The sequence below is a fragment of the Staphylococcus shinii genome, assembly GCF_017583065.1.
Classification (GTDB): Bacteria; Bacillota; Bacilli; order Staphylococcales; family Staphylococcaceae; genus Staphylococcus; species Staphylococcus shinii.
Genome location: NZ_JAGEVL010000007.1, coordinates 41,181 through 56,160, shown reverse-complemented (window position 1 = coordinate 56,160; position 14,980 = coordinate 41,181). Strand labels below are relative to the sequence as shown.

At 34.8% G+C, this 14,980-nt stretch carries 11 protein-coding genes; 7 read left to right on the top strand and 4 right to left on the bottom strand.

Going from position 1 to position 14,980, the window contains the following annotated elements; translation table 11 throughout:
- The first annotated feature begins 96 nt into the window (after positions 1 to 96).
- Positions 97 to 2,484 carry a fibrinogen-binding adhesin SdrG C-terminal domain-containing protein gene (locus tag J5E45_RS09880; protein WP_208182140.1) on the top strand — a complete coding sequence of 796 codons (2,388 nt, stop codon included), beginning with the start codon at positions 97 to 99 and terminating at the stop codon, positions 2,482 to 2,484.
- Between the two features lie 261 nt (positions 2,485 to 2,745).
- Here the strand turns inward: J5E45_RS09880 and mmuM are convergent, their stop codons facing one another.
- A complete protein-coding gene (gene mmuM / locus J5E45_RS09875) occupies positions 2,746 to 3,648 on the bottom strand; it encodes a homocysteine S-methyltransferase (RefSeq protein ID WP_208182138.1) in 903 nt (300 codons plus the stop codon).
- A gap of 9 nt (positions 3,649 to 3,657) precedes the next feature.
- Positions 3,658 to 4,986 (bottom strand): amino acid permease, encoded by a 1,329-nt coding sequence (locus tag J5E45_RS09870; RefSeq protein WP_069792803.1) that lies wholly within the window; start codon positions 4,984 to 4,986, stop codon positions 3,658 to 3,660.
- A gap of 282 nt (positions 4,987 to 5,268) precedes the next feature.
- Here J5E45_RS09870 and J5E45_RS09865 point away from each other — a divergent pair, with 282 nt between their 5' ends.
- From J5E45_RS09865 to J5E45_RS09855, 3 genes are all read left to right on the top strand, one after another.
- A complete protein-coding gene (locus tag J5E45_RS09865; RefSeq protein ID WP_069792804.1) occupies positions 5,269 to 6,513 on the top strand; it encodes a Glu/Leu/Phe/Val family dehydrogenase in 1,245 nt (414 codons plus the stop codon).
- 301 nt (positions 6,514 to 6,814) lie between these two features.
- On the top strand, positions 6,815 to 7,759 hold the full coding sequence (locus J5E45_RS09860; RefSeq protein WP_039068535.1) for an agmatinase family protein: 945 nt from the start codon (positions 6,815 to 6,817) through the stop codon (positions 7,757 to 7,759).
- 17 nt (positions 7,760 to 7,776) lie between these two features.
- Complete coding sequence (locus J5E45_RS09855) at positions 7,777 to 8,997, top strand: Nramp family divalent metal transporter (protein WP_039068536.1); 1,221 nt, start codon at positions 7,777 to 7,779, stop codon at positions 8,995 to 8,997.
- A gap of 383 nt (positions 8,998 to 9,380) precedes the next feature.
- Here the strand turns inward: J5E45_RS09855 and J5E45_RS09850 are convergent, their stop codons facing one another.
- Entirely contained in the window at positions 9,381 to 9,860 is a 480-nt protein-coding gene (locus tag J5E45_RS09850) for an SRPBCC family protein (protein ID WP_232785905.1), read from the bottom strand.
- 116 nt (positions 9,861 to 9,976) lie between these two features.
- On the bottom strand, positions 9,977 to 11,605 hold the full coding sequence (locus J5E45_RS09845) for a ribulokinase (protein ID WP_039068538.1): 1,629 nt from the start codon (positions 11,603 to 11,605) through the stop codon (positions 9,977 to 9,979).
- A 203-nt stretch (positions 11,606 to 11,808) separates the two neighbouring features.
- Here J5E45_RS09845 and J5E45_RS09840 point away from each other — a divergent pair, with 203 nt between their 5' ends.
- Genes J5E45_RS09840 through J5E45_RS09830 form a run of 3 tightly spaced genes read left to right on the top strand, consistent with a single transcriptional unit; the run spans position 11,809 to position 14,965 of the window.
- Positions 11,809 to 12,882 carry an alcohol dehydrogenase catalytic domain-containing protein gene (locus J5E45_RS09840; protein WP_069792806.1) on the top strand — a complete coding sequence of 358 codons (1,074 nt, stop codon included), beginning with the start codon at positions 11,809 to 11,811 and terminating at the stop codon, positions 12,880 to 12,882.
- Between the two features lie 15 nt (positions 12,883 to 12,897).
- Entirely contained in the window at positions 12,898 to 14,136 is a 1,239-nt protein-coding gene (locus J5E45_RS09835) for an MFS transporter (protein WP_039068540.1), read from the top strand.
- Between the two features lie 40 nt (positions 14,137 to 14,176).
- The gene (locus J5E45_RS09830) at positions 14,177 to 14,965 is read left to right on the top strand and encodes a DeoR/GlpR family DNA-binding transcription regulator (protein ID WP_039068541.1); all 789 of its coding nucleotides are present in this window, start codon (positions 14,177 to 14,179) and stop codon (positions 14,963 to 14,965) included.
- Positions 14,966 to 14,980: the final 15 nt, after the last annotated feature.

Here is a 14,980-nt window from a genome sequence, read left to right as displayed (position 1 = left end):
AAACAATTAATTATTACATTGCGTAAATATATAAAATAAATTATAATACTTATCTATATCACAATATAATATGAATTTTAAAAAGAGGAGAATGTTATGTTTATAAAGAAAAATGAAAAATTTGGTATTCGCAAATATAAATTTGGGGCTGCTTCAGTACTTTTAGGTACTTGTCTAGCCATTGGTCTAAGTGCTTCTGGGGAGGCAAAAGCATCAGAGACTACGAATGAAGAAACAAAAATCGATTCAAATAATCAAAACAGTACAGCACAAAGTGAAAACAATACATCAAATGAGGTTGCTATTAACAATGAAATAACTGCACCTAATGATACAGCGTTAAATAAAAATGATGTGGAAAAGACGGGATCCGTTAACAATGATAAAAGAATCGAAGCAGATGAAACTTTAAAAATTGAAGATAGCACTAAACTTGAAGAATCACCTCAAGAAGATATGAACGATAAAAACGAAAATGTTAAATTAGATACGAACAGCAACAATAAAGACGCTAGTTCTGGTGAACAAACACCATCTAACTCTGTACCAACTTCTAACGTAGCCCATTCGCAAAATGAAACTACGCAATCTGTCGCTACATCTGAACAAAACACACCACAGAAAAATGAAGTAAGTGAACCTAATAAAGATAAAGCACAAATATCATCAATTGAAAACATTACTTCACCAAAACGCACAATCTCTACATATAATGGTACGAATCCAAACCCTGAAGTAGCTAGTAATGAAAATATAGTTGGTAAAGATGTAAGTGATAAAATTACTGTGGTTAATAGTAATATTGAATCAAATGATCCGGTTAAACCACATAACGGTGAAAAATCAACCTTAAAATATGAATTATCGTTTGGTGAGGGTGTTAAAGAAGGTGATTATTTTGATATTTCACTTTCTAATAATGTAAATACACGAGGCGTATCTGCCATAACTAAATTTCCAGAAATTAAAAATGGAGAAACAGTTATTGCAAATGGAAATATTTTAGAAGATGGTAAAATTATATATACATTTACAGATTATGTTAATAACAGAGAGAACATAAAGACAAATTTGTCTCTAAATTTATTTGTCGATCCTAAATATGTAACTAAAGATAGTAATCAATCAATTGTTGCAACAATAAATGGACATAAGACTCAAAAAGATGTTTATATAAAATATTTAAATGGTATAAACAATGCCGGATTAAGCGTTAACGGAAGTATTACTTTATTAAATAAACAAAATAATACTTTTTCTCATCTCGCTTATATTAATCCAAATAACTTTAAAATTTCTGGTGCCACTGTTTATGGTCAAATACTTAAAGGTAATCATCAAGACGGTAATATACCATCCGTAAAAGTTTTTAAAGTAACTAAGCCTAATGAATTAAACCAAAGCGTATATGCCGATACTTCAGATACTTCAATGTTCCAAGATGTAACGAACAACGTTAATTTAAATGTTACTAATGGTAATTATCAAATAGACTTTGATAATTTAGATAGTGTCTATGTAGTAAAATTTGATAGCGCTTATGATGGTGAGGCGCAATCACTAACATTTAGAACAACACTTTCAGGATTCTCACCATATTATGAGAATTATTATACGCAAGCAAGTTGGGATAACGGAGTTTTATTCTATCAAAATAATGCAAATGGAGAAGGAACCGACCCGAAACCTAAACCTGAACCAACACCTGATCCGGAACCGACACCTGATCCTGAGCCAACACCTGACCCTGAGCCGACACCTGATCCTGAACCAACACCTGATCCAGAACCAACACCTGATCCTGAGCCAACACCTGACCCTGAGCCGACACCTGATCCGGAACCGACACCTGATCCTGAGCCGACACCTGAGCCTGAGCCAACACCTGATCCTGAACCGACACCTGATCCTGAGCCAACACCTGATCCTGAGCCGACACCTGACCCTGAGCCGACACCTGACCCTGAACCAACACCTGATCCGGAACCGACACCTGACCCTGAGCCGACACCTGATCCTGAACCAACACCTGACCCTGAACCGACACCTGATCCTGAGCCGACACCTGATCCAGAACCAACACCTGATCTTGAGCCAACACCTGACCCAGAACCAACACCAGATTCTGAGCCTACGCCAAATCCGGAACCGACATCTGAAGCAAATAGAGAGCTCTCAACTAAAGATAAGATAGTTGAAGTTTTACCAAATGAACACAATAAAGTATTTGAACTCAACTCACAAAAATATACAAAATTAAATATAGAAACTATCAATACTAGTACGACTGTAAAAGCTAGCCCAAGCAATACAGTAATAAACAACTCCGGTTCAACAACAGATGCTCCACAGTCATCAGCTGAAAAGAAACAATTACCTAATACTGGTGAAAAAGAGCATAATACAACTATTTGGAGTAGTTTATTACTACTAATAGGTACTACGCTTCTCTTCTTTAGAAAAAAGAAACAAGACGAAAAGTGATACGTCTCTATAAATAAAACACAAAGTAGTTTATTTGTCACTGACTGAAATTTAAAACTCAAGTAAGTTGAATTTCTCTTTGTTTTACGAAAGTTATATAGTGCTAACAATATAATCAATTTTAAAATTTTACTTAATATCTTATCGTTTTACATTAAAATACGCTGCAAGAAATAATCTAAAAAATTATTTCTTGCAGCGTATTTTCCATAAGTTATAACAAAAATTCATTTAATATATTCATATATATTATAATCAAGTCTATGCATTTATTTTAACGTGTATGTTTTTAATGTCTTCTGGTGTCGTTTGGCAACAACCGCCAATTATTTTAACACCCTGTTTTAACCACTTGGAGACTTGTTCAATAATCAAGTGACTGTCGCCCTTACTCTCCCACTGCTTTGTTTCCGCATTATACTGTGCGCCACCATTAGGATAAAGTGCAATTGTCTGCGGTAAACTAGTGAGCCCTTTATCGATTGCTTGATTAACACCAACTACAGAAGAACAATTAATACCAAATATTGGAATTTCTTCTTTATGTGTTTTGATATATTCGCATAAATCTTCAAAATTTGTACCATCAGATAAATTACCAAAATCATCTACCGTTACAGATAACCAAAATGTTTGATTCTTATAATACGGCACAATATACTCAACAATAGCTTTAACCTCTTCAAATTTAGGCACCGTTTCAAAAACAAAATCATGAACCCCTCTTGTAATTAATGCATCTATACGTGCGCGATGAAATTTAAAATAATCCACGTAGCTTAATTCATAATCACCTGTATACTCAGAACCATCACTTAAATATGCGCCATAAGGTCCTAAACTACCAACGATTACTTGCGTTGAAGCAGTCGATTCCATGATTTGACCAACAGCTGTAGTAAATAACTGCTCTATTTCAATATCTTTCAATCCAATATCTGAAAATGTTTGATAACTTGCTTGATATGTACTCGTAAGTAATATGTCTGCTCCTGCATCTGTAAATGCTTGGTGTGCTTCTTTAATTTTGACAGGATTATTTTTTAATACTTCACTCGACCATAAAGATGAATTTAAATTACACCCTGCTTGTTCCAATGTTGTTGCTAATCCACCATCTAACACTAATGGTGATTGATCTTCTAACTTTTCTAATAACCTCATTTATTTGCCTCATTTCTTGTGGTACTTAACAAAATAATATAATAATGCGATTGTTGCAAAAGGTATACCAAAATAAAGGGCTGGTGCTTGATTAGAGTCAAAAATCATTCCAACACACGATACTAAACATAAGATAAATCCAATAATAGGTACCGATTGATGTATCTTCAAACTGTGATCAATTCTTTTAGCATTAAAGTAAGAAACACATATACTCATCCAAACAATTACCACTGCTAAACCTGCAATAGACACGAGTACAACATATAGTGAATCGGCTGCGTAAACGCTGGATAATAAAGCTAACAAGCCTCCTACCATACTAAATAGCGTCGCATTTATAGGCATACGATATTTATTTAAACGTCCAAACCATTTAGGAAATACACCTTCATTTGATAAACTCCATATCATTCTGCTTGCGGCATATAACCCTGAATTAGCAGCAGATAATAATGCTGTAATAATCACCAAATTCATAATATCCCCAGCGTATGGAATCCCCATTTTTTGGAAAATAACCACGAAAGGACTTTCTAAAGATTTCCCTTGATAGCTAGGAATTAATATCGAAATAATAACCATCGTTCCTATAAAAAAGATAACAAGTCTCCATAAAGTGGCGCGTATCGCCTTAGGAATTACCTGCTTAGGATTTTCCGTTTCACCGGCCGCAATTCCTATCAATTCTGTTCCGCTAAATGCATAATTTACAGCCAACATTGTTAAAAATACTGCTCCTATACCATTAGGGAAAGTCGGATTAGTATATCTCTGCGTAATGGTATTTATGCCTTCATATCCACTATAATGAATCGTGCCTAAGATGACACATATACCTAAAATAATAAATACAATTATGGTAATCACTTTTACCATTGAAAAATAAAATTCTACTTCCGCATAAAACCTTGTCGATACGATATTAAAAATCAATACTAATATAATCGCACTGGCAGCAAATATGTATTCGGGTATTTCAGGAAACCATTTTTGCATCAAAATGCCTACCGCAGTAAATTCAGACCCTAAAGCTACCGTCCACGTTAACCAATAAAACCATGCAACGATATACCCCACAGATGGGTGAATATATTTGCTAGCATATGTATGAAATCCTCCTGTTACAGGATGTTTAATAGCTAATTGTCCTAAACAAAGCATAACTAAGTATACAAGTATTGAACCTACTAAATAAGACAATACAGTTCCTAGCGGTCCCGCTTGCTGTAATGTATATCCAGAACTTAAAAATAAACCTGTACCAATGACGCCGCCAAAACTTAATAACATAAGATGACGCTGCTTCATCGCACGTTTGAATGTCGTTTGTTCCATTGTATGTGCTCCTTATCTTTAAGTACTCAATATATAATTTTTTATATTATTAATCATTCTATTGATTTCTGAAAATTTAGTCAATATAAAGTTACAAAATATACTAAGCTAAGTTCAACGCACATACGCATACAAGATAGTAAGTTACTTGAAAAAGTAAGCGTTATCTTGTTAACTGAATTTTCTTACTTTTATAAAAATTCAGTTTTTAGTATTGATTTTCATTCTACATGCCATTAACATGAAATATAAGTAATAAGTAATAGGTAAAGGAGTAATGTAATGACAGAACATAATGATTTAGTAACTTCAACACAGGAAATTACGAAAGAAGCTTTACATAAATTAGGTTTTGACGATGGCATGTATGAACTCATAAAAGAACCTTTAAGATTTTTAGAAGTACGTGTACCCGTCCGTATGGATGACGGAACGGTTAAAACATTTACTGGGTATCGTGCACAGCACAATCATGCTGTTGGTCCTACTAAAGGAGGAATTCGTTTTCATCCCGATGTAAATAAAGAGGAAGTCAAAGCATTATCTATGTGGATGACGTTGAAATGTGGCATCACAAATCTACCCTTTGGTGGTGGTAAAGGTGGTATTATCTGTGACCCTCGACAAATGAGTAATCAAGAATTAGAACGTTTATCCCGAGGTTACGTTAAAGCCATTTCACAATTTGTTGGCCCTGAGAGTGATATTCCAGCGCCAGATGTTTACACAAATCCGCAAATCATGTCTTGGATGATGGATGAATATAGTAAGATTAATCGTTCAAATGCCTTTGCATTTATTACGGGTAAACCCCTTTCTTTAGGTGGTTCACAAGGTCGTAACCGAGCAACTGCGCTAGGTGCAGTTATCACAATCGAAGAAGCAACAAAGCGTAAGAATATTGATATTAAAGGGTCTCGTGTTGCAATTCAAGGCTTTGGTAATGCTGGAAGCTTTATCGCAAAGATCTTACATGATATGGGTGCTAAAATTGTAGCTATTTCTGAAAGTTTCAGAGCGTTACATAATCCTAACGGTCTAGATGTAGATCGTCTCGTTGAACTCAAAGAGCAACATGGCAGAGTCACACAATTATTTGATGATAGTATACCTAAAGAACAATTATTTGAGGTTGATTGTGATATTTTAGTACCTGCTGCACTATCAAATCAAATCACTGAGGATAATGCGCATCAAATTAAAGCAAAAATTATCGCTGAAGCAGCTAATGGACCGACAACACCAGAAGCGACGCGTATTTTAACTGAGCGTGGCGTCTTAATTATTCCTGACGTTTTAGCTAGTGCTGGTGGCGTAACTGTCTCTTACTTTGAATGGGTACAAAATAATCAGGGTTATTATTGGCCTGAAGCTGAAGTTAATATGAAACTTCGTGAAAAAATGGTTGAAGCATTTAATACAATATATGACTTAGCAGAAGATAGAAAAATGGATATGCGTTTAGCTGCTTATGTCTTAGGAATCAAACGTACTGCTGAAGCATCACGCTTCCGTGGTTGGGCTTAGCGTTTAATACGTAACAGGCCGGTTCATAAAGCGTGTAAATAATGAAATAGATATTATATATAACATCCACTGGCGTTAAATGACGTTAGTGGATGTTTTTGTTTATTTATCACTAATCTACTACTTAATAAACACCAATTAATACCAACGATGTAAAGTTTTCTACTTAAAATATATTTTATATCTATGTAAGTTATTTATTATATATTACCGTTTTATAGAAATGCGAATTTTCAGATTTATTTGAAATACAAAATAATTATCTATATACTTATTTACAATAAAGGGGAGGATATACATTATGAAAAATAATATTTACGGTAATGTTCCATGCTTTTTAAATAGTAAGAACCTGACTCAAACAAACACTTTAGACACAGATGTCATAATTTATGGTGCACCGTTCGAAGGCGAAAGTACTTGGGGCGATTATACTGGAGTTGAATTAGGTCCAAAACAAATACGCAGTTGTTCCGCGCGCTACAGCCAATATTTACCTGAATTAAATCATATTGATATCAGCGAACACTTAACTATCGGAGATGTGGGTGATGTTCCTTTTGTCGCACACGATAATAAACAAAGTTATGATAATATTGCAAGTTTTACTAAACCACTTTGGGAAAGCGAAAAATTTTTAGTTGGTTTTGGTGGTGAACACGGTGTTACATACCCTATCCTTAAATCTTTAACAGAAACTGGTAAAAAAGTTGGCATCATACATTTAGATGCTCATTATGATAATATGCCCGACTATGAAGGTGAATCTTATGCACGTAACACGCCTTTTATGCACCTTTATAACACCGAGGGCATACGAAATGAAAGTATTATTCATACAGGCATCCACGGTCCTAGAAATCAACCTGCTACTGGACGTTACGCTCAAGAAGCTGGCGCTGTTACTTTAACAATTAATGATATTCGTGAAGCTAAAGATTTAAAACAATATGCTCGCGACATTTACGATCAAGCAAGTCAAAATGTTGACGTTGTGTACTTAACAATTTGTAGTGATGTATTGGACTTTGCTTTTAATCCAGGAGGGCCCGTAGACGGTAACGGCATAACTTCTTATGAATTATTAACGATGATTCATGAATTTGGTAAATTAGGTCTTTGTGGTATGGATTATGTAGAAGTATACCCAATGATGGATGCCAACCAGAACTCAGCCCACTTTGTCTCTACAGCAGTACTATATGTGCTTGCTGGCCACGTCGCTTATTTAAATCAATCAAAATAATTTGAGGAGTGGTTTAGATGATAAAAAGTGCTAAGAAAGTTTTACGTTCACTTGGTCCAGGAATGATTATTACAGCCTCTTTTATTGGTCCAGGTACTGTGACTACCATGACTCAAGGTGGCGCAGGATTTGGATATAGTTTACTTTGGGCAGTAGTATTTTCCATCATTGCTACAATTGTGCTACAAGAGATGATTATTCGTTTATCTCTTGTCACGCGTGAAGGTTTAGGCGAGGCTATCCAAGACTTATTTAAAAATAAAATTGGCAAGCTGATTATAGTTTGGTTCACTTTAATCGCAGTAACCATTGGTTGTGCAGCATATATCAGTGGTGACTTGATTGGCACCTCACTTGGTGCTTCATATTTGCTAAATTTGCCTGAGCATTGGGTAGCTCCGGTAATCGGATTCTTTATATTACTAATCGGCTTATTTGGTAATTATCGTTTTTTAGAAAAAATAATGATCGTACTCATGGTTATTATGGGCATTATTTTTATTACTACCATGATTGTAATAAAGCCGGATATTATTGGTATCTTAAAAGGCATTTTTGTCCCTACAATACCAGATGGTTCAATTCTCACAGTTATTGCACTTATTGGTACAACAGTTGTGCCCTACAACTTCTTTATCCATTCTACGGCAGTCCATGAACGGTTTGGCCACATAAAAGAATTAAAATTCGCACGGTGGGATACAATCGTCTCGATATCAATAGGTGGTATCATATCTGCCGCAGTATTAATCTCTGCAGCCACTTTAATTCAAGGTAAAGAAGTCACAAGCGTTATACAGCTTGCAGGGCCATTGGAACCTGTATTAGGCGACGCAGCTCCAATTGCAATCAGTATTGGATTATTTGCTGCAGGTCTATCATCAGCTATTGCTTCACCCACAGGCGCTGCTGCTACTATTAGCAGTCTACTCGGATGGCAAGGTGGTATGAACAGTAAAAAATATAAGTCTATATTTACGATTATTATAATTATAGGTATTATCACTTCGGCCTTAGGCTTTGAACCGCTTCAAGTATTACTCATTGCACAAGCTTTAAATGGTATTATCTTACCTATTGTGGCCATTTTAATTTTTATTATTATTAATAAGAAAAACTTAATGGGTCACTTTACGAATACCATTTGGCTTAATATTATCGGGGGAATAGTGGTTTTAGTCGTAAGCTTTTTAGGTATTTATAGTTTAATTGATGCTATTAGTACTTTTATGTCCTAATCTTTTATAATCAAGTATCGTCGTCTTACATTCTCTGTACAACTTCTAAATATAATTTTTCAAGCTACTAATCAACTGTATTCACGGGTGATTAGTAGTTTTTTTTTATAGAGTAAATTATAACTTTGCTATTTTCCCTCATGCATAAATAATAGCGTAAAATAGCGCTTCAACTTCTAATCACCCTGGATGTTTAGTCTTTATTAATATAAACAATGTTGTTTCTCTATCGCTGACAATTAGCCTTTAACCTTATTTAGAACATGATAGAAAAAAGTAACTTCTCATTACAAAAAATAGCTAACTAAAATACATACTAAAACCCTCACTACCTTTATTATGTAATGAGGGGCTTATCATACATATGATAATGCTATATATTTTCACTCTAGTATTTGCTTTAGTTGTTCAAACATTTTATTGTATCCTTCTTCTGTTTGCTTTTTAGCATCTTCCTTTGATTGTTCGTATGATTGTTTATTAAACGTATCATCTAATGGTACTTTTAAACCTTGATTAAATTTAACTTGCGTCTCATTTTCTAAATCTATAAATTCAACGGTTATGATATCTTCTAAATAGCTAAATTGAGGCATTTTAAACGAATACATCAATTTATATGGTTTTACAATATCCATATAGGTGCCTGTGGCTCTATATGTTTTACCTCCTCTTTCATCAACTATCTCCCACTCCCCATTTATTTCAAACTGGTTCTGTGCTACTTTATTTGTCTCTTTAGTAGTAAATAACCATTGCTTAAAAACATTTGGATTTGTCCATGCTTCAAACACTTTTTCGACCGAAGCGTTCACCTTAAACTCCATATCTAAATTAACGATTTCCCATTCCACAATAGTCATCCCCTTAGTATCATTAGTTACTATATCTTTTTCCTCTTTTAATACCTATAAACCACAAATACTCAGCATTTTTAGCTGTAGTCTTTACTTTTTTACATCGCATTAATGCTATAAATTTACATTAAAGCACTAACATTACGCATAATACGTGCTTTTTTATAACCATGTAAATCATGTAATTCTTTATAAGCGCTAAATAATTTTTTGTAAATACGTACTTGTTGAGGATCTGGTTCTACTTGATAAAGCACTGGTTCTTTCATTGCTTTTATAGCTGAATTAAAATCAGGATGTGCACCACCACAAATAGAACCTAAAATTGCTGCACCTATGGCTGGTGCATATTCACTATCAATTATAGTAATCTTTTTATTCAATATATTGGCATAGATTTCCATGAGCAAACCATTCTTTTTAGGAATACCACCACAAGCAAACACATGATCAACTTCCATTTGCCATCCTTGGTATTGTTGCATAATCATCTTTGCACCAAAAGCGGTTGCTTCCAAATATGCACGATATATTTCCTCATGTTTTGTCTGTAGGCTCATCCCAAAGATACTGCCTTTTAAATTACTATCACTTAATACGCTACGATTACCGTTATGCCAATCTAAGGCGATAAGACCACTTTCACCTGGATAAAGTTTAGACGCTTTTTCATTAAGTAAATCAAATATAGAAATCCCACGTGACTCTGCTACTTTAACGTAATCATAAGGGGCTTGCTTCGCAATATATTCAAATAAATCGCCTACTGCCGTTTGTCCGGCTTCATAAGCGTATAAATCTGGGATGATAGCTCCTTTAACTGAGCCAGAAATACCAGGAACTTTATGTTGCTCTTTATTAAGCATTAAGTGGCATGTACTCGTTCCCATGACCATTGTCATTTCTTTATCTTTTTCCGAACCAATACCTAATAAACTTGCATGTGCGTCAATAATAAAAGGACTAACTTGTGTATCTTGTGACAGTCCTAACTTGTCAGCCATCTCTTTACTCAGCGTACCGACACTATCACCTATGTTAACCACAGGCGCATCAACTTTTGTACGTACAATGTCTGATAAATCTGAGTCTACTTTATCAAATAAATCATAATGAAAACCCGTCTCTTCTTCCCAAAAAGACTTAAATCCTAAACCACAATTAGACCTTACATTCTGACCAGTCAGACGATTTACAATCCAGTCACCTGCTTCCATAATATTTGCAGTAACGGCCATAACTTCAGGCGCTTTATTGTTAACTTCCATGATTTTAGGAATCATCCACTCACTGCTAACATTAAATCCATAGTAACCTAACCATCTATTTTTAGCTTCTAGTGCCGTCTTAAATAATAAATCTGCTTCATCTTGTGCACCATGATGTTTCCATAACTTTACATAAGCGTGTGGATTATCTTGAAAACCTGCTTTGTTGTGTATAGGCTCCATTTGTTCATCTACAAATATAACTGTTGAAGACGTAAAATCAATACCTATGCCGACGATTTCAGAAGGTGAAATATCAGTTTTTTCTAAAATTGCAGGAATACCTGTTTCAATGACTTCCATATAATCATTACCATTTTGCAGCGCAAAGCTTTGAGGTAGCTTTTCTCCACCTAACGTGCCTTCTATTGTGCCATGTGTATAATTTTTTATATATTGCCCTTCAATTTTTCCATTTTCAGTATTAATCAAAAATGCTCTTCCTGACCCTGTACCAAAATCAACACCTATACTGTAAGTCATTGTTTAAGCCCCCATTCACTTTCTAATAAGAAAACGCTTTCTTAAAGCATAATTAAGATTGTTACAAAAATCAACATAAAAAATCATAAAACGACAAATAAATGCATTATAAAGCAAAAATAGTTTGACAAATACTTATGTAAGCGTTTACTATTAGCGATATAAACATAGATGAACAATAAAAAACAAGGAGATGCGCAAATATGAAAATTCAATCGAATGCTTTCCGATTAACTGAACCTGGTCAATTCGAACAAGCTACACTTATTCATGATTATGACGATAGAGATATTATCGTTAAACCAACAAAAGCAAGCGTCTGTCATGCAGATTTACGCTATTATACAGGTAACCGTCGTCCCGAAGCACTTGCAGAAAAATTACCTATGGCATTATTTCATGAAGGAATCGGTATTGTTGAAGATTCCAAGCATCCGGACTTTATTCAGGGAGATAAGGTTGTCATCGTTCCAAATATTCCTTCTTATTTACGTAAACAATCATTTGCGCCTTCTTCCTATCAAGATAATTATGATGAACACGCATTATTTATGGGAAGCGGCTTTGATGGTATATGCCAAGATAAGCTGGTTGTACCTGGAGATAATGTAGTTAAAGTACCTGATACTTTAGATGAAGATGTTGCTTTGTTAGCGGAATTATGTTCTGTTTCGTTATTCCCTATCAATCAGCTTGAACATATCACTACGGATAACTCTCCTCAGGTTGCTATATTCGGTGATGGTCCAGTAGGTTATTTAGCAGCCACTGCATTACATTATATTTACGGTATTGAGCAAGAACAATTATTAGTATTTGGAGCTGTTGAAGAAAAATTAGCAGCTTTTGAAAGCTTTGCAACGACTCATTTAGTCTTTGACTATGATTTTGCACAACATCGTGGAGTCCATACTGTCTTTGAATGTGCAGGAGGCAAGTTCTCAGAATCTGCTATTAATCAAGCAATTGATTTAATTGATAGACAAGGCCATATTGTATTAATGGGAGTCACAGAAGAACGTGTCGGTATCAACACACGAGATGTACTGGAAAAAGGATTAACATTTTCAGGCAGTTCTCGCAGTACAAAGCGCGAATTCGAACAACTTATCAATGCTTTCAGTAACAAACAATATCAAAAAGCATTAAGACAATTGATTCCTGACAAATATTACCATATTTATAACACAGATGATTTGAAAGTAGCGTTAGATGATACAGCTGCACACAAAGGATGGAAGAAAACTTATTTACAATATCATTGGCAAAATGAATAAAAAGGTGGTTTATAAATGAATAATTCAAGTTCTATTCTAGGTATGCCTCGACAAATTATTTGGGGCTATATTGGTATCATCATCTTTATGATGGGTGACGGGTTAGAGATCGGTTGGCTAAGCCCTTGGTTACATGGACATGGTTTCTCAGTTCAAGAAACAAGCTTACTCTTCTCTGCATACGGAGTTACAGTTGCTATAGCAAGTTGGTTAAGTGGTGTATTTGCGGAAGCGCTTGGCGGTAAACGTACCATGTTATTAGGTTTATTCTTCTATATTATCGGTACAATTTTCTTCGTCGGCTTTGCAATTCCTTCTCAAAATTTAGCACTAATGTTACCAGCATACGCATTAAGAGGTTTGGGCTATCCATTATTTGCGTACTCATTCTTAGTATGGATATCATATCGTTCAGAACAAAAAACACTTGGCGCAGCAGTAGGTTGGTTCTGGTTTGTATTCACAGGTGGTTTAAATGTGCTTGGCGCCCTCTATTCTATTTGGGCAATTGAATATTTAGGCCACATAAATACATTATGGAGCTCATTAATTTGGGTTGTTCTCGGTGGGTTCTTTACTTTAATATTAAATAAAGATACACTCCCTTCAAGCCAAGGCAGCGCATTAGAAAAACTTAAAGAAGTATTTAAAGGTGTGACTATTGTAGCAGAAGAACCAAAAGTTTTATTAGGTGGTATTGTCCGTGTAATTAATACGACAGCACAATTCGCGTTTCCAGTCTTTTTACCTATCTATTTATCATCTTTTGGCATCCCGACTTCAAAATGGTTAGCGGTATGGTCCACTATTTTTGTTGGTAATATCTTATTCAATCTTATTTTCGGTGTTGTTGGGGACAAAATCGGCTGGCGTAACACTGTAATGTATTTCGGTGGCATTGGTAGCGGTATTTCGGTATTATTGATGGGTTATGTCCCAATTTGGACAGATGGTAATTTAGTATTATTAACAATTGTTGGTTTCTGTTGGGGCGCGTTTATTGCAGCATATGTACCACTTTCTGCATTAGTACCTTCCCTTGTTAAAAAAGATAAGGGTGCAGCTTTATCCGTGCTTAATTTAGGCGCCGGTTTACCCGTATTTGTCGGCCCGATGATTGTTTACCTATTTATCGGTAGTATAGAAGCAATCGGTGTCATTTGGGTTCTAGCCATTCTATACTTTATCAGTACATTTATGACTTATTTTATTAAAATGCCAAAACATATGCAAAATGATGAATATCCATCATAATTAACAATAACCAAACAATATATTTAGGAGGTTGTCGTCGATGTTACCAGCTGAAAGAGAACAACATATTATTACATTTTTAAAAACTAATAAAAAAGCTACAATACACACCTTAGCTAATGAATTCAATGTACATGAGGCAACAATTCGTCGTGACTTAAATAAATTAGAACAGTACAACCAAATCAAACGGACACATGGCGGCGTCGTATTAAATGACACTGAAGTTTGGGATGAATTAAACTTTGATGACCGTGAAACTAGCTATTATTATGAAAAGGTAGCTATAGGTCAAAAAGCAGCTGAATTTATTGAAGCGAATGACACATTGTTCATTGATTCTGGATCGACGACATTGCATTTTGCACGTGCACTTGCACAAAAAAGTAATTTAACAATTATTACTAATGACATCCATATTGCTTCAATTTTAAAATCAACATCTAACCAAGTAATTGTTACTGGTGGTACCTTATATAAAGACAATTACTTATTGAATGGTATGTTGACAAACGAAGCGCTTAAGCACTTTAACCCTTCTAAATTATTTCTTGCAACGCCTGCAATCGACTTAGAAAAAGGAGTTACGCATTTTAATGACACACTAGCTTCTACAAAAATACAAATGGTTAAACAAGCCAAACAAATTTATGTACTTACCGATAGCTCTAAATTCGATAAGGTGTCGCTTTATCATGTTTGTCCTAACGACATTATCGATGTGTTGATTACTGACCAAACTAACTCAAAAATTGATTGGGAAGCTTATCATAATCACTTTAATAAACTTATTACAGTAAATACAGATGCACAATCCGAAACATTCTAGCCACACAGTCAATCT

Bases quoted from the DNA above. Each gene is read 5' to 3' on its own strand.
- J5E45_RS09880 (WP_208182140.1), top strand. From the start codon at position 97: ATGTTTATAAAGAAAAATGAAAAATTTGGTATTCGCAAATATAAATTT.
- mmuM (WP_208182138.1), bottom strand. From the start codon at position 3,648: ATGAGGTTATTAGAAAAGTTAGAAGATCAATCACCATTAGTGTTAGAT.
- J5E45_RS09870 (WP_069792803.1), bottom strand. From the start codon at position 4,986: ATGGAACAAACGACATTCAAACGTGCGATGAAGCAGCGTCATCTTATG.
- J5E45_RS09865 (WP_069792804.1), top strand. From the start codon at position 5,269: ATGACAGAACATAATGATTTAGTAACTTCAACACAGGAAATTACGAAA.
- J5E45_RS09860 (WP_039068535.1), top strand. From the start codon at position 6,815: ATGAAAAATAATATTTACGGTAATGTTCCATGCTTTTTAAATAGTAAG.
- J5E45_RS09855 (WP_039068536.1), top strand. From the start codon at position 7,777: ATGATAAAAAGTGCTAAGAAAGTTTTACGTTCACTTGGTCCAGGAATG.
- J5E45_RS09850 (WP_232785905.1), bottom strand. From the start codon at position 9,860: ATGACTATTGTGGAATGGGAAATCGTTAATTTAGATATGGAGTTTAAG.
- J5E45_RS09845 (WP_039068538.1), bottom strand. From the start codon at position 11,605: ATGACTTACAGTATAGGTGTTGATTTTGGTACAGGGTCAGGAAGAGCA.
- J5E45_RS09840 (WP_069792806.1), top strand. From the start codon at position 11,809: ATGAAAATTCAATCGAATGCTTTCCGATTAACTGAACCTGGTCAATTC.
- J5E45_RS09835 (WP_039068540.1), top strand. From the start codon at position 12,898: ATGAATAATTCAAGTTCTATTCTAGGTATGCCTCGACAAATTATTTGG.
- J5E45_RS09830 (WP_039068541.1), top strand. From the start codon at position 14,177: ATGTTACCAGCTGAAAGAGAACAACATATTATTACATTTTTAAAAACT.